This window comes from Aeromonas sp. NJAU223 (genome assembly GCF_051125555.1).
Classification (GTDB): Bacteria; Pseudomonadota; Gammaproteobacteria; order Enterobacterales; family Aeromonadaceae; genus Aeromonas; species Aeromonas veronii_G.
This window is the reverse complement of the sequence record NZ_CP144204.1, coordinates 1,163,063-1,187,090: the sequence shown is the minus strand read 5'-3', so window position 1 is coordinate 1,187,090 and position 24,028 is coordinate 1,163,063. Positions and strand designations below refer to the sequence as shown.

Sequence of the window (24,028 nt, the reverse complement as noted above, 5' to 3'; positions counted from 1 at the left end):
CATATCAATGACAGAAAATCCCCTTTTGCAGTATGCTTTGCCCTCTTCAATCAGTGACAGGGCGTGCCCTGCCCCGTCAGTAGTCGTTTAAGGAGACGAGCATGCAACCCGAAAAAGAGCTGATCACCGAGACTGCCCTGCTGGAGATGGCCAACACGATCATCCGGGAACACGAAGACTTCATCCACGGCATGCGCGCCGATGCCGTGGAGCAGAAGGGAGAGATCCTGGTATTCAAGGGCGAGTTCTTCCTCGGCGAAGATGGCACCCCGACCGGCAAGACCATGGCGGTGTTCAACATGTTCAAGCTGCTGGCCCAGCAGCTCTCCGGCAAGTATCGTCTGGCATAAGCCCGGGCTGTCCTCGTCAAAAATGCCACCCCCGGGGTGGCATTTTGCTTTTCTGGCACGGGGCGAATCCTCATTCGTGAAAGGCGCGGCCGAGGTGCTCCAGCCGCTGTGCCAGCGGCGTCAGGCACTGGCTGCTGCGGGTCAGGGCCGTGATATTGCCGGCGTTGCACTCGGCAATCTGCTGGACCCGTCCAAGACACTCGCCTATCTCCCCCGAGACCCTGGATTGTGCCTGGGTGCTGGCCGCTATCTGGCCATTGGAGCGGTTGATGTTGTCGATATCATCGGCCACCACCTGCAGCATCGCCACCGCCGACTGGCTGGCGAGGACGCAGCGGCTCACTCCTTCCCGACTCAGCTGCATGGCTCCCGCCGCCTGACGGCTCCCCTGCTGGAGCCCCTCGATGATCTGCTGGATCTCGCGGGTGGAGACCGAGGTCTTCTGGGAAAGATGGCGCACCTCGTCGGCCACCACCGCAAAGCCCCGCCCCTGCTCGCCGGCCCTGGCCGCCTCGATGGCGGCATTGAGCGCCAGCAGATTGGTCTGCTGGGCGATGTCGTGAATGACTTCCAGCACCTTGCCTATCTGGGTGGCCTGCTCGGCCAGGGAGGTCACCGTCTTGTCGGTCTCATCCATGCACAGCGCCAGCGCCTCGATGTCCTGTCCGGTTTGCACCACGCTGGCCCTCCCCTTGCCCACCTGATCGCTGGCCTCATCGGCGCACTGCAGGGTCTGCTCGACCTGGGCGGTGATCTCCGTCATGGCCGAGAGCATGAGCGCCATGTCCTCGCTCATGCGGGCCACCTCCTCCAGCTGATCCCTGGCCCCCTCCTCCAGGGTCGACCCCGTCCGGGCCAGCTCCTGGCTCAGCCCTCCCAGATTGCGGCTGTCCCGTACCACGCCATCCACCAGGTTGGACACCTGCAGAAGAAAGTGATCGAAGCGCTGCCCGGAAGAGAGCCTGGCTCCCTCGGAGTCGGTGTGGGCGTCGGCCCCCTTGCTCAGCTGATTGGCCGCCATCAGCACCTTGCCGAGCACCTCCTGATTTTCGGTGGCGTCGGCCAGGCTCAGACGGGCCAGGTAGATGAGGATTCCGCTCTCTATCACCACGTAGAAGGCGTGCAGGAAGATCATCCCCCAACCGCCGTGGGACTGCATCACGTAGACCGGATACCCCGCGTGCTGCAACACATGAAACAGCACGTGGTGCACCGCGATCACCGCCGCCGCCACCACGATGGGCTGCCAGTCCCGGTAGAAGGTCAGCACCGCCAGCAACACGAAGATGCCGAAATGGATCTCGATGACCCCCCGCGCCTGATTGATGTGCAGCGCCGCCATCACCATCAGCCCCACCCCGATGAGACAGCGCATCAGCCGGCTGCCCCCTATCCCCCGATAGAGCGCCGTCAGCACGAGGCAGACCGGCGCCCCGATCAGCGCCGTCTGCAGCCAGGTCTGGTGCCAGAAGGCCAATCCAGCAGAACAAAGCAACGCAAACCAGAGTAAGCCCAGCATGATCCTGTCGCTGCTGCGATAATGCTCGCTAAAATCTGTGGTGGTCATCATGGGCTCTCTCCTTGAGGCATCAATCATTTCATCCTGTAACAGGATAGAAGCCGGCCAGAGCGCAGATGATTAAACTGTGAATAATCTTGGGGCGAGGGATGGGGTTCGTGACGTCCCTGCCAGGGATGGCAGGGAGAAATGGATATTCACACGGACCCCTCGCAGGGAGGAGGGGGTCGTCAAGCCACGCTGGAATTGAAGGGTTTGTTCAACAAGGCACTCTCGCTCATCACGCAGTTGCGCCCCGCCATCTTGGCCAGATAGAGGCACTCGTCAGCCCGGTTGAGCAGGGCCTCGATGCCCTCCCCACGCCGGGCCAGGGTCAGGCCGATGCTCACCGTCACCTCCAGCAGCTCGTCGGAAGTGGGGCTCTTCACCAGCCTGGCCTCCACCGCCACCCGCAGTCGCTCGGCCACCCGCTTGGCCTGCACCAGATCGCCACAGCCAGGCAGCAGGATGGAGAACTCCTCGCCGCCGTAACGACCGAGCACCATGCCGGTCTCCAGCTGTTCGCCCAAGGTGCTCGCCACCTCCTTGAGCACCGCATCTCCCGCCAGGTGACCATAGGTGTCGTTGATGCGCTTGAAGCGATCCAAATCCAGCAACAGGACGGCGAAGGGCTTCTGCTTGCTGAGCAGATCCCCCCTGGCTTTCTCGATCTGCTTCATCAGCAGCCGCCGGTTCATCATGCCGGTCAGCTCGTCCGTAGTGGACTCCCGATAGAGCTGAAGCAGCATATGAAGCTGACCGCACTGCACCCAGGCACTCGCCAGGGTGAACAGGGCCAGCAACCAGATCTGGTTGAGGGTCTGCAGGCTCCAGAGCGGCTGATCCACCAGCCACCAGTTGCCCGCCAGCATGGTGATCAGGATGCACCCCGCCAGCTGCAAACTGAGGGAGAGGGGAATGGGGAAGATGGCAAACAGGCTGATGAGCAGATAGGGAAACGCCATGTACCCCGCCTGCAACTCCTCTTCCGAGCCGAAAGTGCGCAGGCAGATGAGGGAGAACAGCATCATCACCGCCATCAGGTAGCCGAGCGCCAGTTTCATACGAGTGCGCTTGAAGTGAATGAGGTAGGAGAAGGGGATGAGCGGCGAGAGTGCCAGCAGGCAGAAGACCCGCGCCTGGAGCAGGGCATCGAACTGGGCCGAAGGCAGGGTCAGCCAATCCACCAGCGCCCAGCTGGGGATCCCTATCATCAGCAGACAGGTCAACAGCCGCAGACGGGCCGTCATGAAGCCCATTCGGGTCAGGGTAAAATCTTCAGAATGGGCGTTGGCGCTCCAAAACTCCGACAACTTCAGCATCCAGAGTCTCCACATGACAACTGAGCGCTCATTCTACACCGTCCTCACCCGGATACAGCAGCAGGGGCCAGATTTATCCATCGGAGAGCATCACGCAAACCGGCAGATCATAATCACCACGCGCAAACGTTTCAACCCATCCAAAAATAAACCTTTTCCCGCTCAATTAGCGCTGGTCAGCGCCATTTCAGCCACTACAATAGCGCCCAATTTTTCTCCCCCTCCCCCACAAAATTTGAGGTATTTATGGAACAGGCAGCCGTTTTGCGCGCTCCCGTCGCTGAGCCACATCCCCCCAGGCGCCCCCACAGCGAACTGGTCTACGGCATCGAGGAGGTTCCGCCCCTGCCCCAGACCCTGTTTGCCGCCCTGCAGCATATGCTCGCCATGTTTGTCGCCATCATCACCCCGCCCCTCATCATCGCCAATGCCCTCGGCCTCCCTGCCGCCGACACCCGTTATATCGTCTCCATGTCCCTGGTCATGTCCGGCATCGCCTCCTTCATCCAGACCCGTCGCTTCGGCCCCATCGGCTCCGGCCTGCTGTCGGTACAGGGCACCAGCTTCAACTTCCTCGGCCCCATCATCGCCTCCGGCCTCGCCCTCAAGCAGGCGGCCATGCCCACCGAGGATCTGCTGGGCACCCTGTTCGGCACCATGCTGGCGGCGGCCCTCACCATCGTCGTGATGAGCCGTTTTCTGCATCTGGTCAAGCGGATCATCACCCCGCTGGTGACCGGCATTGTCGTGCTGCTCATCGGCCTGACCCTGATCAAGGTGGGTCTCATCAGCATGGGGGGCGGCTACGGGGCACTGGCCGATGGCAGCTTCGCGAGCCACACCAACCTCTTCCTCTCCCTGCTGGTGCTCGGCCTCATCGTGCTGCTGCAGCGCAGCCGCAACCCCTGGTTGCGCCTCTCCGCCATCATGATCGCCATGCTGGTGGGCTACGCCGTGGCGCTGATGCTGGGCAAGGTGAGTGCCCCCCGCTTCGATGGCCCCCTGGTGATGGTGCCCATCCCGCTGCACTACGGCCTCGGCTTTGACTGGCACCTGTTCGTGCCGCTGGCCATCATCTTCGTGGTGACCGCGCTAGAGGCCATCGGCGACATGACGGCGACCTCCGACATCTCGGGCGAGCCATTGGAAGGACCCGTCTACATGGCGCGGATCAAGGGCGGAGTGCTTGCTGACGGGGCCAACTCCATGCTGGCAGCGCTCTTCTCCACCTTCCCCATGTCCACCTTCGCCCAGAACAACGGTGTCATTCAGCTGACCGGGGTGGCCAGTCGCCATGTCGGCCTTTTCATCGCCGCCATGCTGGCCCTGCTTGGCCTGTTCCCGGCGGTGGCGAGCCTGGTGCAACAGATCCCCGAACCCGTGCTCGGCGGTGCCACCATCGTCATGTTCGGCACCATCGCCGCCGCCGGGGTGCGCATCATCTCCCGCGAGGAGCTGGATCGCCGCGCCCTGATGATACTGGCGGTATCGCTGGCCATGGGTCTCGGGGTCGCCCAGGTGCCCGAGGTGCTGCAGCACCTGCCGGAGCTCGCCAAGAGCGTGCTCTCCTACGGCGTCGCCACCGGCGGCCTCACCGCCATCATCTTGAATCTGCTGCTGCCAAAACGCAGCCCGGCCCACGCCTGATCCGTTCCAGCGAGGCCCCGCCATGCGGGGCTTTACCTCCCTGCCCGCCACGGGTACTGTGCTTGGCAGCCTCTGCTTCAGGATGCCCCTCATGCCCTATACCCTGCTGCCCTCCCCGCCCGTCCACCATACTCCTGCCCAGATCCTGGCCCAGGAGCAGCAGTGGCTGCGGGATTGTGCCCATGACGGGCTGGCCCGCGCCCACCTCTGGCAGGGGCCTCAATGCCTTATCGTCACTCGCAAGGACATGCGCCTGCCGCACTATGAAAGCGCCTGCGCGCAACTCGCCGCCGAGGGCTGGCCCGTGTTCGTGCGCGACAGCGGTGGCACTGCCGTGCCCCACGGTGCCGGCATCCTCAACCTGTCGCTGCTGCTGCCGCGTACCACCACGGATTTCGGCCACTATTACCAGCGACTGGGGGAGCCGCTGCTGACCCTGCTGGAAGAACATGGCCTCGCGGGCAGCTATGACTTCGTGCCCGGCTCCTTTTGCGACGGTCAGTACAATCTGGTGATCGGGGGCCGCAAGGTCACCGGCACCGCCCAGCGCTGGCTGGCACCGGGCCGGGCTCATCAGGGCGCCGTGCTGGCCCAGGCCATGCTGCTGGTGGCCGGCGACGTGGATGAAGGCACCCGGATGGCGAGCCGCTTCTACGAGCTGGCGGGGGGCGAACTGCGCTTCTTGCCCGGCACCTCGACCACCCTCGCCCACGCCATCCGCTGGCAGGGTAGTGACGAGGAGCTGGTAAACAAGGTTCAATCAAGTCTCGAGAGCCTGTTGGCTGAAGGGCGACGCTCCTTACCCTGACTCTTTCCCGGAAAGAGGGGAAAGCGCTCGCTCATGCCAATGGCGAAGCACATAAAAAAAGCCACGACCCGGGTCGTGGCTTTTTCTTGGTATCCGGCTCAACCAGACTCAGGCGGCCTGCGGCTCGGGCTCGCTTTCGCTGTCCCGATCCCGGCTGAAATAGGCGCGGGTCTCGGCGATCACCACGTGGCGCAAGCCGATGAGGCCGATGAGATTCGGCACCGCCATCAGGCCGTTGACGATGTCAGCCAAGAGCCAAATCAGATCCAGATGGAGGAAGGCACCGCTCGCCACCAGCACCAAATAGACGAGGCGGTAGGGCTTGATGGCCTTGACCCCGAACAGGTACTCGGTGCAGCGCTCGCCGTAGTAGTTCCAGCCGAGGATGGTGGTGAAGGCAAAAAACAGCAGCCCGATGCTCACCAGGTACTGGCCGATGTGGGCATCCAGCCCTTGGGCGAAGGCCGCGCTGGTCATGGCGGCGCCGCTGAGATCCCCGCTCCAGACCCCGGTCACCACCAGGGTCAGCCCGGTCATGGTGCAGATGATCAGGGTATCGATGAAGGTCCCCGTCATGGAGACTAGCCCCTGCTCCACGCAGGAGTCGGTCTTGGCCGCCGCCGCCGCAATGGGGGCCGAGCCCAGACCCGATTCGTTGGAGAAGACCCCCCGCGCCACCCCGGACTGGATCGCCAGCATGATGCCGGCGCCGACGAAACCGCCGGTGGCCGCATGGCCGGTGAAGGCGCTGTTGATGACCAGCAATACCGCATCCGGCAGGGCGCTGGCGTTGTTCACCAGCACCCCAAGACAGGCGAAGATGTAGAAGATGGCCATGAAGGGCACCACCTTGCTCGACACGCTGGAGATGGACTGGATCCCCCCGAGCGTCACCAGGCCGACGATCAGGGTCAGCACCACGGCGGTGGCTTCACGGGGCACCGAAAACGAGAGGCTCATGGCATCCGAAATGGCGTTGACCTGGGGGAAGGTACCGATGCCGAAGAAGGCGACGCCGATGCCAAACAGGGCAAACAGCTTGGCCAGCGGCTTGGAGCCGAGCCCCTTCTCCAGGTAATACATGGGGCCGCCCGCCATCTGGCCGTTGGCATCCTGCTGGCGATATTTCACCGCAAGCAGGCACTCGGCGTACTTGGTGGCCATGCCGAACAGGGCCGCCATCCACATCCAGAACAGGGCACCCGGGCCGCCGAGCTTGATGGCGGTGGCAACGCCGACGATGTTGCCGGTGCCGATGGTGGCGGAGAGCGCGGTGCAGAGTGCGCCGAAGCTGGAGACATCCCCCTGCTTGCCCTGACCCTGATCGCGACCAAATACCAGTCGCAGGGCGAGGGGCAGACGCACGATCTGAAGCAGACCCAATCGCAGGGTGAGATAGATGCCGGTACCGACCAGCAGAATAAGCAGGGGCGGACCCCAGACAAAGCTATCGATGGCGCTAAGCGCCGATTGAATTGATGACATGCATCCTCCTTAAAAACAACGATTAAGGAGGAGAAGGATGATCTTCCCATAGGTGTCGCGATCGGCCAGAGGCGATCGGATGCGGGCCAAGCCCAGGTACAACCATCCCATCCCCTCTGTCCTTTTGCCTGAGAGTTTCCGGCCCCGGATTGCGATGCAATCACGGTGCCTTGCTCCTTCGGCGCCCGATCTAACGGGTCTCTCCAGAGTATCGTCCAGTAGCAGTCCACACCGGTTGCCCGGTACCTGAAAGATTCACTTCTTCGGTGGATGGTCCCCCATCGCTCTCCTGCTACCTTCATCCGAACTAGTTTGGATTAGGAAGCGGGCATGGTAATCCAAAAATTGTGAGCTGTCTCCCATTCACCCCCCTGCCCCAGTGCTTTTTTCCCATTCACTTCCTTGTTGGGGGAAATGCTAAATGTTTGTTAACTATCAACAGGTTATATCTCCAGATTGGGCTCACCGTTCTCCGATGCCAGATTGATGCTTTTATATTGATAGCGCCTTTCGTCTCGACCAGAAAAACTCGCCAACATATCCAATCAAAATGCTTGCACATAAACGCGATTGCCCGATAATCCCGCGCATAACTAAGCACTTTGCATTCAAGTTATGCACAGTGTCTGGTTGGTCCCTCCGGACCACTCGCCTGAGCCGGCCGTCGCCGGTTCAATCGCATATGGCTTGGGCATTTCACGCCCCCTAAGGATTTTCAAAAGAGAATGAACGAGACCCTGGTCGCACAAGATTACCGCTCGCTGGTTGAACAATTTGGCTCCCCCCTGCTGCTGCTCGACAAGGCAGCCGTCCGCAAACAGTACCGGGCACTGGCCGCCGCCCTGCCCGATGTGCGTTTGCACTATGCACTCAAACCCCTGCCCCACGAGGCGGTGGTCTCTGTCTTGAAGGAAGAGGGGGCCTGTTTCGATCTGGCCACCAATGGCGAAGTTGATCTGGTGCGCAGCCAAGGGGTTCGTCCTGGCCGCTGCATCCACACCCACCCCATCAAGCGCGACAGCGACATTCGATATGCGCTGGAGTTCGGCTGCACCGTGTTCGTCTATGACAACCCGCTGGAGCTGGATAAGTTCCTGCCCTACAAGGATGAGGTGAAGCTGCTGCTGCGCGTCAGTTTCCCGAACCCGGAGACCAAGGTCGATCTCTCCAAGAAGTTCGGTTGCACCCCGGAGCAGGCGCTGCCCCTGCTGCAACTGGCCCAGGCCAAGGGCATCAAGGTGATGGGGCTCTCCTTCCATGTCGGCTCCCAGGTACCCCACGCCCGTCGCCACGTACAGGCTATCGATGCCTGCCGCGAGATCATGGAGCAGGCCTGGGAACTCGGTCTCAAGCCCTGGGTACTGGATATCGGTGGCGGTTTCCCGGTGGATTACGAGGGCGGTGAATTCGACATCGACGGCTTCTGCGCCCCCATTCGCGAGGCGCTGGCGAAGCTGCCTGCCACCGTACAGAAGATTGCAGAGCCGGGCCGCTTCATCAGCGCACCGGCCATGACCTCGGTGGCGAGCGTGATGGGCAAGGCCCACCGCGGCGACAAGATCTGGTACTACCTGGATGACGGTCTCTACGGCAGCTACAACGGCCAGCTCTACGACCACGTCACCTACCCGGTCAGCACCCCCTATGCCAGTGGTGCGCTGCACAACGCCGTGCTCTCCGGCCCCACCTGCGACAGCGTGGACGTCATCCGGGACGGTATCATGCTGCCGGATCTGGAGATCGGCGAGCTGGTCATCGGCCGGGTGATGGGGGCCTACACCTGGGCCTCCGCCTCCACCTTCAACTTCTTCCCCAAGGCGAGCATCCTCATTCTGGACAGCGCCCAGAAGCAGAAACTGGTAGCAGTAGCCTGATTTAGCGAAACAACACACCATAAAAAGAGGGGGAAGCATCAGCTTCCCCCTCTTTTTTTCATCACCAAGGCGTCAGACAAACTGACTGCCCAGCAGCCAGGCGGTGTAGGCCACGAAGATGGCGAGCAGCAGCCCCCCTTCCACCCGGTTGATCCGCCCCTGCCCCTTGCGGCCCAGGCACATCACCAGCAGCAGCAGGGTCAGTCCCATCATCACGGACCAGTCGCGAGAGAGCACGGCCGGATCGACATCCAGCGGGGCGATCCCCGCGGCGATGCCCACCACGGCCAGGGTATTGAACAGGTTGGAGCCGAGCACGTTGCCAAGGGCCAGATCGTGCTCCTTCTTGCGAATGGCGATGAGCGACGAGGCCAGCTCCGGCAGCGAGGTGCCCACGGCTACGATGGTCAGGCCAATCACCAGATCGCTGATGCCAAGCGCCTGGGCAATCGTCACCGCCCCCCAGACCAGCAGACGGGAGGCGACGATGAGCAGTACCAGCCCGAGCACCAGCCAGAAGATGGCGTTCTTGAGGGACATGCCCTCGCTGCCGATGTCATCGCTGGTGTTCTCATCGAGGGCATCCCCCTTGCTGCGCATGCCTTCCCAGATGGACCATCCCATCAGCACCAGGAACACGGCCCCAAGGATCAGGGCATCTCCTCTGCCCAGATGGCCATCGATGAGCAGGGCACCGGAGAGCAGGGTGATGCCGAGCAGGATGGGGATCTCCTTGCGAACCACCTGAGAGGAGACGGCGATGGGACTGATAAGGGCAGTCAGACCCAGGATCAGCGCGATGTTGGTGATGTTGGAGCCATAGGCGTTGCCAAGGGCCAGGCCGGGGTTGCCCTGGGAGGCCGCCAGTGCGGAGACCACCATCTCGGGAGCCGAGGTGCCAAAACCGATGATCACCATGCCGATCAGCAGCGGCGGCATGCCGGCATAACGGGCGGTCGCCGCGGCGCCATCCACAAATTTATCCGCACTCCAGACCAGCAGCGCCAGTCCGGCAATCAGGGCAACAAAAGCCAGGGTCATATTCTTCTATCTCATCGGCTGCAAACACGAGAGCCAGGCGTTGTGCCTGGCTCCATCCAAAAACGGGCCCAGTGTAGCGGGCCCTCTTGCTATTTCAAGCGTTAATCAACCAATGATTAACATTTCACAGGGCTGCCAGCAGACTCTCGGCATCGGACACCTCGAACTTGCCGGGGGCCTCCACAAACAGCTGCTCTACCACGCCATTGTCAGCAATCAGGGCGAAGCGCTGGGCACGCAGGCCACCGAAGGCACCGGTCTCCTTGGCAAGGCCGAGGGCCCGGGTCCAGCTGCCGTCACCGTCTGCCAGCATGGTGATGGCCGAGGCATTCTGCGCCTCCTGCCAGGCCCGCATCACGAAGGCATCGTTCACCGAGAGGCAATAGATGGCATCCACTCCCTTGGCCTGGAACTGATCGGCCAGCACCACGTAGCCGGGCAGATGGGCGTTGGAACAGGTCGGGGTAAAGGCGCCGGGCACCGCAAACAGCACCACCCGCTTGCCCGCAAACAGGGCCTGGGTATCCTGTACCTGCTTGCCTTCGGCGGTGATGAAGGTGAACTCCCCTGCGGGCAGGGATTGGCCGACTGTGATCATGTGCACTTGTCCTTAACGGGCTGAAGAGGAGCCTCAGTCTACTCCAAGGCGGCCCGGGGTGACACGTCGTTACGCCAGCATACCGCCCCGGTGAGAGGTGGCGCCGGGGAGACGCCATCCTTGCGGATCAGGGTTCAAGCCCGCACTCCGCAGGGATGGCGGCAGGAAGAAGCGTGAGAGTGTAATTTGCTCTCGTAGCAACCCGGCGCTAACGGCGCGCCTGCCAGGTTGACACCGCCAGTAGAGAATCCGGGGTAAACTCATCGGCCCGCAGCGCTATCTCGGCCAGGCTCATCCAGTAGACGGCGCTCACCTCTTCCGCCTGCAGTTGCAAGGGCCCCTGATAACGGCAGCTGAACAGCCCGCCCCAGACCCGGTAAGCACAGCCATGGTCCTGCCCTTCCCCCTCGGCATAGAAGGTGCCAAAACTTTGCAACGGTACGTCCAGGATCCCGAGCTCCTCCGCCAGCTCCCGCCGGGCGCTCGGCTCCATCGCCTCCCCCGTGGTCACCACGCCGCCGGCACAGGCATCCAGCATGCCGGGACAGAAATCCTTGCCGAGCGTACGCCGCTGCACCAGGATGCGATCCTCATCGTCCAGCACCAGGATATAGCTGGCGCGGTGGCGCAGGTTCTCCCGCCGCACCCTGGCCCGATCGGCAACCCCGATCACGCGGTCCTGCTCATCTACTATGTCCACCCACTCCACACGAGACACCTTGTTGCAATCATCCAGTGAGCCGCAGTATATCGGGCATGCCCCCCACCCGAGCACAACTTTTACATGAGTCGGACACTTTGTTTGCCATCATCGAGATCAGGGAAAACCGAATTCATACGAAACTCCATAAGATGTCACATTAGTGTCACGGGATGGCGGCATAGTGTGCCCTGTCCAAGCAACGGGGTGTTTTACCATGAAGGTGTTCAAGCAGTTGTCTCCTCGCCAGATTGCCCGCTATATCAAGAGCTTCCACCACGGTAGCTTCATGATAGAGGCGCTGGGGCGATTCGAATTCAGCGGTGGAGCCATCGATTTGAAGACGCTGAGCTGCCATCAGGCCTTGCGGCTGGCCCGGCAGATCAACCTGGCGGTGCGGGATCTGCGCACCACGGCCCTGTTGCCTGGCTGACATACTCCTTTCCATCTGTAGTCTGCTTCCATGAACATTTTGGCCCGCCGCTCATCGCGCGCGGGCCGTTTTCATGACGGGGAACGGGCTCAGTGCTGCAGTATCTGGGAGAGGAACAGCTTGGTACGATCCGACTGGGGATTGTCGAAGAACTGATCCGGCACGTTCTCCTCGATGATCTGGCCGCGGTCCATGAAGATCACCCGGTCCGCCACCTGCTTGGCAAAGCCCATCTCGTGGGTGACGCAGAGCATGGTCATCCCTTCATGAGCCAGTTCCACCATCACATCCAGCACCTCGCGCACCATCTCGGGATCCAGTGCCGAAGTGGGTTCATCGAACAGCATCACCTGCGGATTCATGCAGAGGCTGCGGGCGATGGCCACCCGCTGCTGCTGACCGCCGGAGAGCTGCCCCGGGTACTTCAGGGCCTGCTCCGGGATCCTGACCCGGCGCAGGAAGTTCATGGCGATCTCCTCAGCCTCCTTGCGCGGCAGCTGTTTGACCCAGATTGGGGCCAGGCAGCAATTTTCCAGCACCGTCAGGTGGGGGAAAAGGTTGAAGTGCTGGAACACCATGCCGACTTCCCGGCGTACCGTCTCGATGTTCTTGAGATCCGAAGTGAGTGCCGTCCCCTTGACCAGGATGTCGCCGCTCTGATGCTCCTCCAGCCGGTTGATGCAGCGGATCATGGTGGACTTGCCGGAACCCGATGGCCCGCAGATGACGATCTTCTCCCCCTTCCCCACCTGCAGGTTGATGTTTCGCAGCACATGAAACTCGCCATACCACTTGTTGACATCCTTGAGCGCGACCACGGTGTCTGTTGTCATTTTGAAGCTACTCCTGATACCTGCACCCCATATGCTTTATGAGAGGGGCTGTTAAGGGCTATCCCTGTATCCGTTGTCATATTGAAACCACTCCTAATGCTTGTGACCCGTGTTGAGTTTGTGTTCCAGATAGATGGAGTAACGGGACATGCCAAAACAGAACATCCAGAAGACCATGGCGATGAACACATAGGCCTCGGTAGAGAACCCCAGCCAGGCCGGATCGGCCAGCGCCACCTTGGAGATGGCGAGCAAGTCAAACAGACCGATGATCAGCACCAGGCTGGTGTCCTTGAACAACGAGATGAAGGTGTTCACCAGAGAAGGGATGGTGATCTTGAGGGCCTGGGGCATGATGATGAGACCCATCACCTTCCAGTAGGAGAGCCCGAGGGCTTCCCCCGCCTCATACTGCCCCTTGGGGATCGCCTGCAACCCGCCCCGCACCACCTCGGCCACATAGGCTGACTGGAACAAAATGATGCCGATGAGCGCCCGCAGCAGCTTGTCCAGCTCAACTTGGCTTGTCATGAACAGTGGCAACATGACGGAGGCCATGAACAGCACAGTGATAAGCGGCACCGCCCGCCAGAACTCGATATAGACGGTGGAGAGGCTGGAGATCACCGGCATGTGGGAGCGTCGCCCCAGGGCCAGCAGGATCCCGAGGGGCAGCGCCGCCGCAATCCCCACCACTGCCAGCACCAGGGTCAGCATCAGCCCGCCCCAGCGATTGGTTTCCACCACCGCAAGGCCGGCACCGCCGTGGATCAGCAGGAAGGCGATGACGGGGAACACCAGCAGGGTAAAGAGTGCAAGCCAACCCTTGCGAGGGGTACGTGGCCAGATGAGCAGTGCCAGCAGCACCGCCAGACCGATGAAGGCCACATTGATGCGCCAATATTGATCCACCGGATAGAAACCGTAGAGGTATTGCCCGAGCCGACTCTCGATGAAGATCCAGCAGGCCCCTTCCTGAGTGCAGTCGGCGCGGCCGCTCCCCTGCCAGGTGGCGGAAAACAGCGCCCAGTCCAGCGCCGACCAGAGCAGTGGCAGCAGCAGATAGGCCAACACCAGGGTCAATAGGCTGCTCCACCAATTGGGAAACAGATTCTGCCTAAGCCAGGCCAACACACCACGTCTGTTGCTGGGGGGAGGCAGTGCCTCTTGCATTTCATTGACAAACATAACGCCTCCCTAGCGTTCGACCAGCATCATCCGGCGGTTGTAGATATTCATCAGGATTGAGGTACTGATGCTGATGAGGAGATAGACCCCCATGGTCATGGCAATCACCTCGATTGCCTGCCCGGTCTGGTTGAGGGTCGTGCCCATGAATACCGAGACCAGATCCGGATAACCGATGGCGGTAGCCAGCGACGAGTTCTTGGTGAGATTGAGATACTGACTGGTGAGCGGCGGAATGATGACCCGCATCGCCTGGGGAATGACCACCAATCGCAGGGTCTTGGTGGGCGACAGCCCCAGAGCGGAAGCCGCCTCCGTCTGGCCCTTGCTGATGGCGAGAATGCCGGAACGCACTATCTCGGCGATGAAGGCCGCCGTATAGATGGTGAGCGCCAGCAGCAGCGCCGCGAGCTCCGGCAACACCGTCAGGCCACCCCGGAAGTTGAAGCCCTGCAAGACAGGGATGCTCCAGCCAAGCGGGCTCCCCACCAGCAGGAAAGTGATGAAGGGCAACAATAGGATGAGCCCCAGCGTGCAGCTCCAGATCGGGAATATCCTGCCGGTCAGCTCCTGGCGGCGCCTGGCCCAGCGACGCAGGCCCCAGCTGATGAAAAATGCCAGCAGCAGGGCCCAGAGTACATAGCCAAATCCTTCTTCAAACAGGGGCTTGGGTAGATAGAGACCCCGCACATTGAGAAAGGCAAGCTCACCCAGCTCCACGCTCTGGCGCGGGGATGGCAGGGTGCGCAACACCGAGAAGTACCAGAAGAAGATCTGCAGCAGCAACGGTATGTTGCGAAAGGTCTCTATATAAACGGTGGCTATCTTGGCCACCAGCCAGTTGCTGGACAGCCGGGCCACCCCGAGCACAAACCCCAGCAGGGTCGCAAACAGGATACCGAGCACAGAAACCAGCAGGGTGTTGAGCAGGCCGACGACAAAAGTACGGCCAAAGGTATAGGTTTCGTCGTAGGGGATCAGGCTCTGCAAGATGCCGAACCCGGCGGTATTGCCCAGGAAATCGAAGCCGGTGGTGATGCCACGGGTGGCCAGATTGGTCAGGGCATTGTTGACGATGTAAAACAGAAACGTGAGAACGGCGACGATGGCCAGGCACTGGAACACCAGTGCCCGCACCTTGGCGTCGTACCACCAACGGCCCTGTTCCTTCCTATGGTTTGATGCATGTGACGCCATAAGGATGACTCCGACAAAGCCAAGGCAAGGGGAAAACGGGGGGCCAGGCCCCCCGAACAATCATCGACTCAGCGGATGGGCGGTGCGTACATCAGGCCGCCCTTGTTCCAGAGCGCGTTGATGCCACGGTCAATTTTGAGGGGCGAACCGGCACCCACATTGCGATCGAACGACTCGCCGTAGTTGCCGACCTGCTTGACGATGTTGTAGGCCCACTTGTCATCCAGCCCCAGTACCGTGCCCTTGGGCTCTTCCAGCCCCAGCAGACGGCGGACGTCCGGGTTGGTGGACTTGAGCATCTCGTCCACGTTGGCGCTGGTCACGCCAGCCTCTTCGGCGTTGAGCATGGCGTAGAGGCTCCAGCGTACCACCTTGAACCATTGATCATCCCCCTGACGCACCGCCGGGCCCAGAGGCTCCTTGGAGATGACCTCCGGCAATACCAGCGCCTCTTCCGGCTTGGTCAGCTTGATCTTGAGGGAGTAGAGCTGGGACTGATCCGAGGTCAGGACGTCGCAGCGACCGGCTTCAAACCCTTTCACGGTCTGATCCGAGGTGTCAAACACCACCGGGGTGTATTTCATGCCGCCATTGGCGCGGAAGTAGTCCGCCAGGTTCAGCTCGGTGGTGGTACCGGACTGAATGCAGACCGCGGCCCCATCCAGCTCCTTGGCACTCTTGACCCCGAGGGACTGCTTGACCAGGAACCCCTGACCGTCGTAGTAGTTCACCCCGGCAAAGGTCAACCCCAAAGAACCGTCCCGGGTCAATGTCCAGGTGGTATTGCGAGAGAGCAGATCCACTTCACCGGACTGCAGCGCGGTGAAGCGCTCCTTGGCGGTGAGGGAGACATATTTGACCTTGCTGGCGTCGCCAAATACCGCAGCCGCAACTGCGCGGCACACGTCCACATCCAGACCAGTCCAGGTCCCTTTCGCATCCGGGTTGGAGAAGCCGGGCAGGCCATCGCCGACCCCGCACTGTACGAACCCTTTCTTCTTGACCGCATCCAGGGTGCCGTCGGCCCAAACATTGGCTGCCGCCAGCGACAGCACTATCACCATACCTGCCTTGTGTATCTGCTTCATGTCACTCTTCCCTGTGGTTTGATCTGAGTTGGCATCAAAAACCTCGCAAGATGCCCTCTTTTTCCCGACTTTTCGCAGCTTATCCAGCCCTCAAAAAACCTGTCAATCGGTGCAACCCAGCCCAATTGTGGTGCAGCAGCACAAAATGTTTGAATGGGTGGCTAAACACCTTATGAATAAAAAATAGACCCTTATTTCCGAAATAGCCTGCTGCCATAGCCCTTTCATACCATGAGGATTATTTTTGCAAAAAAATCGGGCCGCACCACAACGGGGCAGCAAGATCTGCGACCAACTAACTCATTAGGCTCATGTTTCTGCTGGCATGCCCCAATGGGAGGAGCATCTTGTCAATGGCGAGCAGCTGACGTTGCGGTAAAAAAGCAGAGGCTGGGTGACCGAGGTGTCACGCCCTGAGGGGGTGGAAAGCGATTAGTTTTCAGAGAAGACAAGGGTTGAGAAAGCAGGCCCAGATCATAATGGAAGAGGGAAGAGCAGCCCCATGAGCGGCGCTTCAACCACCCCGTGGACCATCTTCAATCTCGGTGATGACGCCGTTTTCGACGGTCACAAACTGCATGAACTGGTTCTTGCCGAAGTTGTAGGTCCAACGTTCGGCGTATTTCACCGTCATGCGGGCCCCAAAGCCATTTTCTTCATACCGGGTCAAGTCCTCCTTGAGCATCGGCTGACCACAGCGGATCAATAGCTCGGCCGTGGTATCTCCCTCGGTCAGGTGCGCACTCTTGCAGCGCAAGGTGCCCGCATTCACCGGCAGGGCCGCGAGCAACAACACACCCCAGAGAAGCTTCATTTTGCGCTCCATTTAAAAAGCAGGGACCCCAGCACGAGGCAGCTCAGTGCAAACAGCGCGACCTGGGCCAAGGCACCCGCGACCGCTTGCCAGCCCGCCCCCTCCAGCATCACGGCGCGGGCAGCCTCGATGATCTGGCTTAAGGGAAGGCGGGCTCCAATGGCCTGCAACCAAGGGGGAGAACCTTCCAGCGAAAACCAGACACCGGACAGGAACATCATGGGCAGGCTGATGAGATTGAGCAAGCCGCTCGCCAGTTCCTCATTCTGGAGGCGAGCGGCGATGAGCAGACCCAGCGAGGCCATGGCGGTACCACCGACCAGCGCAATCAGCAGCAGTAACCAGCCCGAGCCCAACAGAGGCACCCCCAGCAGCCAATAGGCCACCAGAAACACCAACAAGCTCACCACCAGGGTGATCAGTACCCGCGACAGCAGCTGGGCACCGAGAAACTCGGCCGCCGACAGGGGGGTCGCTCTCAGTCGCTTGAGCACCCCGTTCTTGCGATAGCGGACGATGACGAAGCCGACCCCAAACAGGCCGGAGAACATCAGATTCATGCCGATCACCCCGGGCAACAGCCAGTCACCATAGCGGATGGCTCGCCCCGACAGCACCTCCTTTTGCAACGGCAAGCCGATCGCCTGACGCAGCAAATACTCCGCCATGGCCCCCTGGGGGGCATCCGGGTTGACCCAATACTGGCCTCGGGTGGGTGAGAGCAGCAGGTCCAGCTGATGATGGCGCACCTTGAGCTGCCCCTTCTCTGCGTCCCCATAGGGGATGAGCTTGAGCAGCGGAATCTTGTTCAGGGGCTGATAGGCGGCAGGCAGCGCCCCCAGCACGCCCATCTGCACCAGGGGCTTGGGTGGGCCGGAAAAGAGGAGGGAAAACCCAATCACCAGCAGCAGGGGAAACGCCAGATTCCAGACCAGTGCGGCCCGATCGCGCACAAACTCGAGGTTGCGGGCATGGAGCAGTGCCCCGATGCGCCTCAGGGATCCGCTCATGCGCCGCTCCTTAGGCTATGTCCGGTCAGTTGCAAGAAGAGATCCTCCAGATTGGGGGAACGCACCTGCATGCCGGTCAGCGGTACCCCAAGCCTTAGCAATTGGGGCAACAGGAGCGCCACATCCGGGCAGGTCAACTCAACCTGTTCCCCACGCCGTTGCAATGGATGCCCCAGTTGTGCCAGAGCCGGATGATCCGCGAGACGCACCAATACCCCGTCAAAGTGGCGGGCCAGCAGGGCCGCCGGGGTATCCAGGCTCAGCAGATGACCGTGATCGACGATGGCTATCTGATCGCACAGTTGCTGAGCCTCGTCCATGTAGTGGGTGGTGAGCACCACCGTCTTGCCCTGAGCCTTGATGGCCTCGATACGCTGCCAGAAGTGGTGACGCGCCTGGGGATCCAGCCCGGTCGTTGGCTCATCGAGAAACAGCAATTCGGGATCCCCGAGCAGCGCCAGGGCCAGTAGCAGTCGTTGACGCTGGCCACCGGAGAGCTTGCGGCTATCCCGGTCGATGAATTCGCCGAGGGCGCACAGCTCGATGAGCAGGTCGCGCGGCAAGGGGTTCGGATAGAGGCTGGCAAACAGGCGCAGAGTGTCACGCACCGTCAAAAAATCCTGCAACGCCGTGTGCTGAAACTGGATACCGATGCGGGAGCGATAATCGGCATCGCGAGGGGCGCCATGGAACAGGATCTGACCGCTGTCCGGGGTGAGGATCCCTTCCAGCAACTCGATGGTGGTGGTTTTGCCCGCGCCGTTTGGCCCAAGCAGGCCGAAGCAACTGCCGGCGGGGATGGCAAAGCTGAGCCCGTCCACCGCCTTGACGCCGGGGAAGTGCTTGATAAGGTCGATGACTTCGATGATGGCAGCCATGGGGATCTCCCTGAAGACGCTCTGACTATATATCCAAAACGGATCCACTTGCCCATGACCCAGCCTGCCCACCATGGGAGAAGAGCACAAAAGCAAACGGCGACCCAGAGGTCGCCGTTTGTCAGTGCAGAGTTACCGGATCACAGGATGTCCAGCAGCTCCACTTCGAATACCAGAGCGGAGTACGGCGGGATGGAGCCGGCACCGCGGGCACCGTAGGCCAGATCCTGCGGAATGTAGAGCTTCCACTTGGAACCAACCGGCATCAGTTGCAGTGCTTCAACCCAGCCGGCGATGACGCCAGTGACCGGGAATTCGGCCGGTTCGCCACGGGCGACGGAGCTGTCAAACACGCCACCGTGGGTGAAGGTGCCGTGGTAGTGCACACGGACGGACTGACCGGCAACCGGGACGGCACCATTGCCTTCGACCATGACTTCGTACTGCAGACCGGAGTCGGTCACATTCACACCGGCACGCTTGGCGTTGTCGGCCAGGAAGGCTTCGCCATCGGCGGCGGCGGCCTTGGCAGCAGCTTCCTGCTCGGCCTGCATGCGGGTAGTGATGACCTGGAAGGCATCGTTGATATCGTCACGGCTGACCGCGAACTCCAGACCGTTCAGGGCATCAGCCAGACCTTGCTGCAGGGCCGGGATATCCAGACCGGCGAAAGCTTGCTGCGCCAGCTGATCACCCATGTTGCGGCCGATGCCGTAGCTGGCCTTCTGTTCGATAGAGTCGTATTGGGACATTGAGATGTAGCTCCAGATCCAGGTAATAAAAGAGACGGGATGATATCAGACTTTTTCCCGAGGTGCTGCCAGCGACCACGGCGATTTCCCTGCCCGTGGGAGAACGCTCACACATGCGGGGCAGACTGATCCGGCAATGCCCGGGCTCAACCCAAATCCAGCAGAGCCCGCACCGCCGCCACCTTGGCGCCATCGGTAATATTGACCCGGCCATCGTCCGAGGTCCCCATGTTGACGCCGTGGGGCACCATACCGCCACGCCAGCCCATACCGGACATGTGCACCTCGTCCACGCCGGTAAACTCCAGAATGGTGCGCACATTGTCGGCATTGACCCCGGCTCCCGGCATCAGGCTGGCGCGTCCGGCCAAGGCCTGCTGCATCGCCTGCAGGGTCTCGAGCCCCGCGAGCGCAGTGGGAGCATGGCCCGAACTCAGGATCCGCTCACAGCCTGCGTCGACGATGGTTTCGAGGTCGGCGCGCCAGTCGGAGCAAAGGTCAATCGCGCGATGGAAAGTGACGCCAAGGGGGCCGGACGAGTCCACCAGCTGCTTGAGCAGGTCTGCGGGCACCCGCCCCATCTCATCCAGCAGACCCACAACGACGCCCTGCAAACCGGCGGCACGGGCGGCTGCGATGTCCTGCAGCATGATCTCGAATTCAAAGGCACTGAAGCAGAAATCTCCGGCACGGGGGCGGATCATGGCGTAGACGGGGATGGTGGCATGGCGCGCCACCTGCTGCATGAAACCGTAAGAGGGCGTCAGACCACCCAGACCCAGCGCAGAGCAGAGCTCGATGCGATCCGCGCCGGCTTGCTGGGCGGTAAACAGGGATTCCAGATTGTCGATACAGATTTCAAGACGGGTCATGATGACTCCTTGTTCAGGGGAGATCAGACCCTGTGTCTGATCTCATAAATTGAGCAAAGCCGCGCCGCGTACTCCGCCTGCCCCACCGAAGCGGGCCTGACGGATGGCTGGCAGGGCAACACCGGGCAGCAGGTGACCGGGCAGGCGCCGGGGCAGTTGTTCATACAGCGCCGGTAAACCACTGAGGCCGCCGCCCAGCACCACCACTTCGGGGTCGAGCACCGAGATGGCGGTGGCAAGCCCTGCCGCCAGGATCTCCAGCCAGCAGTCGATGGTGGTCAGGGCGCTCGGCTCGTGCGCCTCGTAGCGGGCGACGATCTGATGACCGCTGGCGCGCTCCCCGTGGAAGTGGTGGTAGAGACGCTCGAGGCCAGTACCGGACGCATAGGTTTCGAAACAGACCAACCGACCACAGCCACAGCGGGGGCGCGGCAGGTCGGGATACTTCATCAGAATGGTGGCGGGCAGCGGGTAGTGGCCTATCTCCCCCGCCAGCCAGTTGCGGCCCTGGATCAGTTGGCCGGCCAGATAGACGGCGCCCCCGATACCGGTGCCTATGGTCATGCCCAGTGCACTCTGCGCACCGGCCGCGGCCCCCTGATGCACTTCGGACCAGAGGAAGCAGTTGGCATCGTTATCCACCCGGACGGTGCGTCCCAGCAGTTCGGTCAAGTCAGCCCCCAGGTGACGGCCATGGATGGCGGGCAGGTTCGCCGCCACTATGCTCTTGTCGTCCCGGTTGAGGATGCCGGGAAAGCCTATTCCAACAACCCCCTTGGCGCCGAAGCGGGCATCCGCCTCCAGCACCCGGCTGCGGATGAGCTGCTGCAACCCCGGATAGTCATCCCCCGGGGTGCTCATGCGCTCCTCGTGACAGAGATTCAACCCGCCGTCATACACCGCGAAGGCTATCTTGGTGCCACCAATGTCAAAACCGTAATACATGCCCACACTCCCTTGCCGACGAACCGGACCAGCCATTCCAGAGGGGGACATTGTATTAATTCGCAGAAAAAATAAAGCAATGGGAAGTCAAAAACGGGAGCCAGCTCAAAGCAAACGGGACATTTGCCGCTGCAGGCAGGGCTGACCCAGGCTGGTGAGGGTGCGCTCCTGCCCGTCGAACACGAAGCCGCGACGCTGATAGAAGCCCTCGCCTATCCGGTTGCCATCAAGCAGCCACAGTTTGACGCATTCGCAGCCGGATCGTCGCATTTGCACCGCCACCGCCTGCCACAGCCGCTTGCCATAACCCTGGCGCCAATGGGCAGGATGCAGATAGAGGGCGCAGATGCGGGCAGTCATCACCTCCTCCCGCACGGGCTGCCAGTAGAGCAGACCGATGACCACCTCGTGTTGGCAGATCAGCATGGGCTGGGGGCCGGTGTCGGCCAAACGATGCTGCCAGATCTGCAGATGATCGGTAACCGCCAGCCGGGCCAGTGCATCTTCCCCCAGCATATCGCCATAGGCTGCCAACCAGCTGGCCCGCTGCATCACCGTCATGGCGGCGGCATCGGCGGGCCGTGCGAGGCGCAGGCTTATGCCTTGCACTGGGGGGCCAGGCCGGAGGCTCTCGCCTGCTGATACAAAGGCTGCACTTCGGCCTGCTGGGCCTGCAGCTCGGCGATGCGGCTGGCATCGCTCGGGTGGGTGGAGAGCAGTTGGGGAGGCGCCTTGCCACCGGAGGCGGCACTCATGTTTTGCCACAAGGGGATGGCCTGCGCTGGATCGAAGCCAGCCTTGGCCATCAGCGCCAGCCCGAGACGATCCGCCTCGCTCTCCTGCTCGCGACCGTACGGCAAGGTAATGCCTACCTGGACGCCAAGCCCGAGGGCCGCCATGGTGGCACCGCCATAGCTGCTGCCACTCGCGCCGAGCGCCACATCGGCCGCCGCCAGCCCGATGCCGGTCAGCTGATCCCGAGAGAGGCGTTCGTTGGAGTGCTGGGCCAGTACGTGGGTCAACTCGTGGCCGATGACGGTGGCGAGCTGATCCTGATTCTTGGCTACCTTGAGCAGGCCGCTGTAGACCCCTATCTTGCCGCCGGGCAGGGCGAAGGCATTCACCTCTTTGGAGTCAAACACCACCACCTCCCAGCTGGTGATGCCGTAACTGGCGGGCACCTGGGCGGTCACCGCCTTGGCCACGCAGGAGACGTAAGCATTCATCCGGGCATCCGTGCTCACCTTCTCCTGCTTCTTCATTTCCTCGAACGAGTCGGCACCCAGCTGATTCATCTGCTGGGGGGAGAAGAGCAGCATCTGGTTGCGACCGGTCGGCGACTGGGCACAGCCGGCCAACAGGGCGCTGCACAGGGCCACCAGGCCAAACGGGGAGAGAGAAGAGGCACGCATGAAGGGATCCTTGATCATGAAGTTGCCCCTATTTTCGGAAATGCCGACCCGGGGTGCAAGTCTGCTCATCAGGAGTTGCGACCAAAAATCTCGTCACGCCAAAATAAAAACGAGCCCACCTGGGGCTCGTTTGTCTGCAAGGTCGCAGCGGGTATGGATTACATGATACCCAGCTTCTTCAGGTCGGCCTGCACCACCTTGGACGGTACCGGCACATAGCCGTCTTTCGCCACTATGGTCTGACCCGCCTTGGACAGCATCATCTTCACGAACTCCTGCTCCATCGGGGCGAGGGGTTTGTTCGGGTGCTTGTTCACGTAGACGTACAGGAAGCGCGACAGCGGGTATTTGCCGGTGATGGCGTTGTCCGAGGTGGCTTCGATGAAGGTCTTGCCATCCTTGGAGAGCGGGACGGCGCGTACACCGGAGGTGACGTAGCCGATACCGGAGTAGCCGATGCCGTTCAGGGAGGAGGAGACGGACTGCACCACGGAGGCAGAACCCGGTTGCTCGTTCACGCCGCTCTTGAAGTCGCCGTTACACAGGGCGTGCTCCTTGAAGTAGCCGTAGGTACCGGAGACGGAGTTGCGACCGAACAGTTGCAAGTCCTTGGAAGACCAGCTGCCATCCAGACCCAGGTCTGCCCACTTGGTGGCGGCCTTGGCTTCGCCGCACTTGAGGGTGCTGGAGAAGATGGCGTCGATCTGCGGCATGGTCAGCCCCTTGATGGGGTTGTCCTTGTTGACGAACACGGCCAGGGCATCGACGGCGACGCGGATGGCGGTGGGCTTGTAACCGTAACGCTTCTCGAAGGCCTCTTCTTCACCGGCCTTCATGGCACGGCTCATGGGGCCAAACTGGGCAACACCTTCGGTCAGGGCAGTGGGCGCGGTAGAGGAACCGGCGGCCTGGATCTGCACGTTGACGTTCGGGTACATGCGCTTAAATTCTTCGGCCCACAGGGTCATCATGTTGGCCAGGGTGTCAGAGCCGACAGAGGACAGGTTGCCCGAGATGCCGCTGGTCGGAGTGTAATCCGGCAGATCTTTATCCACACCGGCAGCCAATGCGCTGACAGAAAACAGGGTTGCTGCGGTAAATCCGATTACACCAGCCAGTTTGTTGAGTTTCATCCAATCTCTCCAAAGTTACACAAGGCTTTGCCAATACATGGCGCCGATAAACACTGTCTTGCCGTGATCAACCCGATTGCATCAGCCGGA

24 protein-coding genes and 1 riboswitch are annotated in these 24,028 nt (G+C 61.4%); of the genes, 5 read left to right on the top strand and 19 right to left on the bottom strand.

The window, feature by feature from the left end; translation table 11 throughout:
• The first annotated feature begins 101 nt into the window (after nucleotides 1–101).
• On the top strand, nucleotides 102–350 hold the full coding sequence (locus VZC39_RS05590) for a DUF2498 family protein (protein WP_349921447.1): 249 nt from the start codon (nucleotides 102–104) through the stop codon (nucleotides 348–350).
• A 70-nt stretch (nucleotides 351–420) separates the two neighbouring features.
• Here VZC39_RS05590 and VZC39_RS05585 read toward each other — a convergent pair whose 3' ends face one another.
• Nucleotides 421–1,920, bottom strand: coding sequence for a methyl-accepting chemotaxis protein (locus VZC39_RS05585; protein ID WP_434666430.1), 1,500 nt, complete (start codon nucleotides 1,918–1,920; stop codon nucleotides 421–423).
• Nucleotides 1,921–2,099: 179 nt separating this feature from the next.
• Nucleotides 2,100–3,230 (bottom strand): GGDEF domain-containing protein, encoded by a 1,131-nt coding sequence (locus VZC39_RS05580; RefSeq protein ID WP_349921445.1) that lies wholly within the window; start codon nucleotides 3,228–3,230, stop codon nucleotides 2,100–2,102.
• 246 nt (nucleotides 3,231–3,476) lie between these two features.
• On the opposite strand from VZC39_RS05580, the gene VZC39_RS05575 reads away from it, so the two are divergent.
• Together VZC39_RS05575 and VZC39_RS05570 are read left to right on the top strand one after the other, a co-directional pair.
• Nucleotides 3,477–4,877: a nucleobase:cation symporter-2 family protein gene (locus VZC39_RS05575; RefSeq protein ID WP_434666426.1), complete on the top strand. Its 1,401-nt coding sequence runs from the start codon at nucleotides 3,477–3,479 to the stop codon at nucleotides 4,875–4,877.
• Between the two features lie 91 nt (nucleotides 4,878–4,968).
• A complete protein-coding gene (locus VZC39_RS05570; protein WP_434668364.1) occupies nucleotides 4,969–5,685 on the top strand; it encodes a lipoyl protein ligase domain-containing protein in 717 nt (238 codons plus the stop codon).
• A gap of 108 nt (nucleotides 5,686–5,793) precedes the next feature.
• Here the strand turns inward: VZC39_RS05570 and VZC39_RS05565 are convergent, their stop codons facing one another.
• Nucleotides 5,794–7,170 (bottom strand): alanine/glycine:cation symporter family protein, encoded by a 1,377-nt coding sequence (locus VZC39_RS05565; RefSeq protein ID WP_434666424.1) that lies wholly within the window; start codon nucleotides 7,168–7,170, stop codon nucleotides 5,794–5,796.
• A 106-nt stretch (nucleotides 7,171–7,276) separates the two neighbouring features.
• Nucleotides 7,277–7,387: riboswitch (glycine riboswitch) on the bottom strand.
• A gap of 508 nt (nucleotides 7,388–7,895) precedes the next feature.
• On the opposite strand from VZC39_RS05565, the gene VZC39_RS05560 reads away from it, so the two are divergent.
• Nucleotides 7,896–9,044 carry a type III PLP-dependent enzyme gene (locus VZC39_RS05560; RefSeq protein WP_349921441.1) on the top strand — a complete coding sequence of 383 codons (1,149 nt, stop codon included), beginning with the start codon at nucleotides 7,896–7,898 and terminating at the stop codon, nucleotides 9,042–9,044.
• 72 nt (nucleotides 9,045–9,116) lie between these two features.
• Here the strand turns inward: VZC39_RS05560 and VZC39_RS05555 are convergent, their stop codons facing one another.
• The 3 genes from VZC39_RS05555 to yfcD all read right to left on the bottom strand — a co-directional run bounded on the left by VZC39_RS05555 (nucleotide 9,117) and on the right by yfcD (nucleotide 11,392).
• Nucleotides 9,117–10,085: a calcium/sodium antiporter gene (locus tag VZC39_RS05555; RefSeq protein ID WP_434666422.1), complete on the bottom strand. Its 969-nt coding sequence runs from the start codon at nucleotides 10,083–10,085 to the stop codon at nucleotides 9,117–9,119.
• Between the two features lie 124 nt (nucleotides 10,086–10,209).
• Entirely contained in the window at nucleotides 10,210–10,683 is a 474-nt protein-coding gene (locus VZC39_RS05550; protein ID WP_349921439.1) for a peroxiredoxin, read from the bottom strand.
• 208 nt (nucleotides 10,684–10,891) lie between these two features.
• Nucleotides 10,892–11,392, bottom strand: coding sequence for an NUDIX hydrolase YfcD (gene yfcD / locus VZC39_RS05545; RefSeq protein WP_349922395.1), 501 nt, complete (start codon nucleotides 11,390–11,392; stop codon nucleotides 10,892–10,894).
• Nucleotides 11,393–11,600: 208 nt separating this feature from the next.
• Here yfcD and VZC39_RS05540 point away from each other — a divergent pair, with 208 nt between their 5' ends.
• Nucleotides 11,601–11,816: a DUF1107 family protein gene (locus tag VZC39_RS05540; RefSeq protein WP_349921438.1), complete on the top strand. Its 216-nt coding sequence runs from the start codon at nucleotides 11,601–11,603 to the stop codon at nucleotides 11,814–11,816.
• 89 nt (nucleotides 11,817–11,905) lie between these two features.
• Here VZC39_RS05540 and VZC39_RS05535 read toward each other — a convergent pair whose 3' ends face one another.
• From VZC39_RS05535 to VZC39_RS05475, 13 genes are all read right to left on the bottom strand, one after another.
• The gene (locus VZC39_RS05535; protein WP_349921437.1) at nucleotides 11,906–12,649 is read right to left on the bottom strand and encodes an amino acid ABC transporter ATP-binding protein; all 744 of its coding nucleotides are present in this window, start codon (nucleotides 12,647–12,649) and stop codon (nucleotides 11,906–11,908) included.
• Nucleotides 12,650–12,742: 93 nt separating this feature from the next.
• The gene (locus VZC39_RS05530; protein WP_349921435.1) at nucleotides 12,743–13,837 is read right to left on the bottom strand and encodes an amino acid ABC transporter permease; all 1,095 of its coding nucleotides are present in this window, start codon (nucleotides 13,835–13,837) and stop codon (nucleotides 12,743–12,745) included.
• 9 nt (nucleotides 13,838–13,846) lie between these two features.
• On the bottom strand, nucleotides 13,847–15,034 hold the full coding sequence (locus VZC39_RS05525) for an amino acid ABC transporter permease (RefSeq protein WP_349921434.1): 1,188 nt from the start codon (nucleotides 15,032–15,034) through the stop codon (nucleotides 13,847–13,849).
• A gap of 68 nt (nucleotides 15,035–15,102) precedes the next feature.
• Nucleotides 15,103–16,122: an amino acid ABC transporter substrate-binding protein gene (locus VZC39_RS05520; RefSeq protein ID WP_349921433.1), complete on the bottom strand. Its 1,020-nt coding sequence runs from the start codon at nucleotides 16,120–16,122 to the stop codon at nucleotides 15,103–15,105.
• A 514-nt stretch (nucleotides 16,123–16,636) separates the two neighbouring features.
• Nucleotides 16,637–16,948: a DUF2845 domain-containing protein gene (locus tag VZC39_RS05515; RefSeq protein WP_434666415.1), complete on the bottom strand. Its 312-nt coding sequence runs from the start codon at nucleotides 16,946–16,948 to the stop codon at nucleotides 16,637–16,639.
• Entirely contained in the window at nucleotides 16,933–17,946 is a 1,014-nt protein-coding gene (locus VZC39_RS05510) for an ABC transporter permease (protein ID WP_434666413.1), read from the bottom strand. Before VZC39_RS05510 ends, VZC39_RS05515 begins: the two co-directional genes overlap by 16 nt.
• On the bottom strand, nucleotides 17,943–18,824 hold the full coding sequence (locus VZC39_RS05505) for an ABC transporter ATP-binding protein (protein ID WP_349921430.1): 882 nt from the start codon (nucleotides 18,822–18,824) through the stop codon (nucleotides 17,943–17,945). The genes VZC39_RS05510 and VZC39_RS05505 overlap by 4 nt, the downstream gene beginning before the upstream one ends.
• Before the next feature lie 140 nt (nucleotides 18,825–18,964).
• Nucleotides 18,965–19,576 carry an FKBP-type peptidyl-prolyl cis-trans isomerase gene (locus tag VZC39_RS05500; RefSeq protein WP_349921429.1) on the bottom strand — a complete coding sequence of 204 codons (612 nt, stop codon included), beginning with the start codon at nucleotides 19,574–19,576 and terminating at the stop codon, nucleotides 18,965–18,967.
• A 146-nt stretch (nucleotides 19,577–19,722) separates the two neighbouring features.
• Nucleotides 19,723–20,448 (bottom strand): copper homeostasis protein CutC, encoded by a 726-nt coding sequence (locus tag VZC39_RS05495; RefSeq protein ID WP_434666408.1) that lies wholly within the window; start codon nucleotides 20,446–20,448, stop codon nucleotides 19,723–19,725.
• A 42-nt stretch (nucleotides 20,449–20,490) separates the two neighbouring features.
• On the bottom strand, nucleotides 20,491–21,393 hold the full coding sequence (locus tag VZC39_RS05490) for an ROK family protein (protein WP_349921427.1): 903 nt from the start codon (nucleotides 21,391–21,393) through the stop codon (nucleotides 20,491–20,493).
• A 105-nt stretch (nucleotides 21,394–21,498) separates the two neighbouring features.
• A complete protein-coding gene (locus tag VZC39_RS05485) occupies nucleotides 21,499–22,002 on the bottom strand; it encodes a GNAT family N-acetyltransferase (RefSeq protein WP_434666405.1) in 504 nt (167 codons plus the stop codon).
• Nucleotides 21,990–22,805, bottom strand: coding sequence for a M48 family metallopeptidase (locus tag VZC39_RS05480; RefSeq protein ID WP_349921425.1), 816 nt, complete (start codon nucleotides 22,803–22,805; stop codon nucleotides 21,990–21,992). The genes VZC39_RS05485 and VZC39_RS05480 overlap by 13 nt, the downstream gene beginning before the upstream one ends.
• A 158-nt stretch (nucleotides 22,806–22,963) precedes the next feature.
• Nucleotides 22,964–23,938, bottom strand: a complete 975-nt coding sequence (locus VZC39_RS05475; protein ID WP_349921424.1) for a PstS family phosphate ABC transporter substrate-binding protein — start codon at nucleotides 23,936–23,938, stop codon at nucleotides 22,964–22,966.
• Nucleotides 23,939–24,028: the final 90 nt, after the last annotated feature.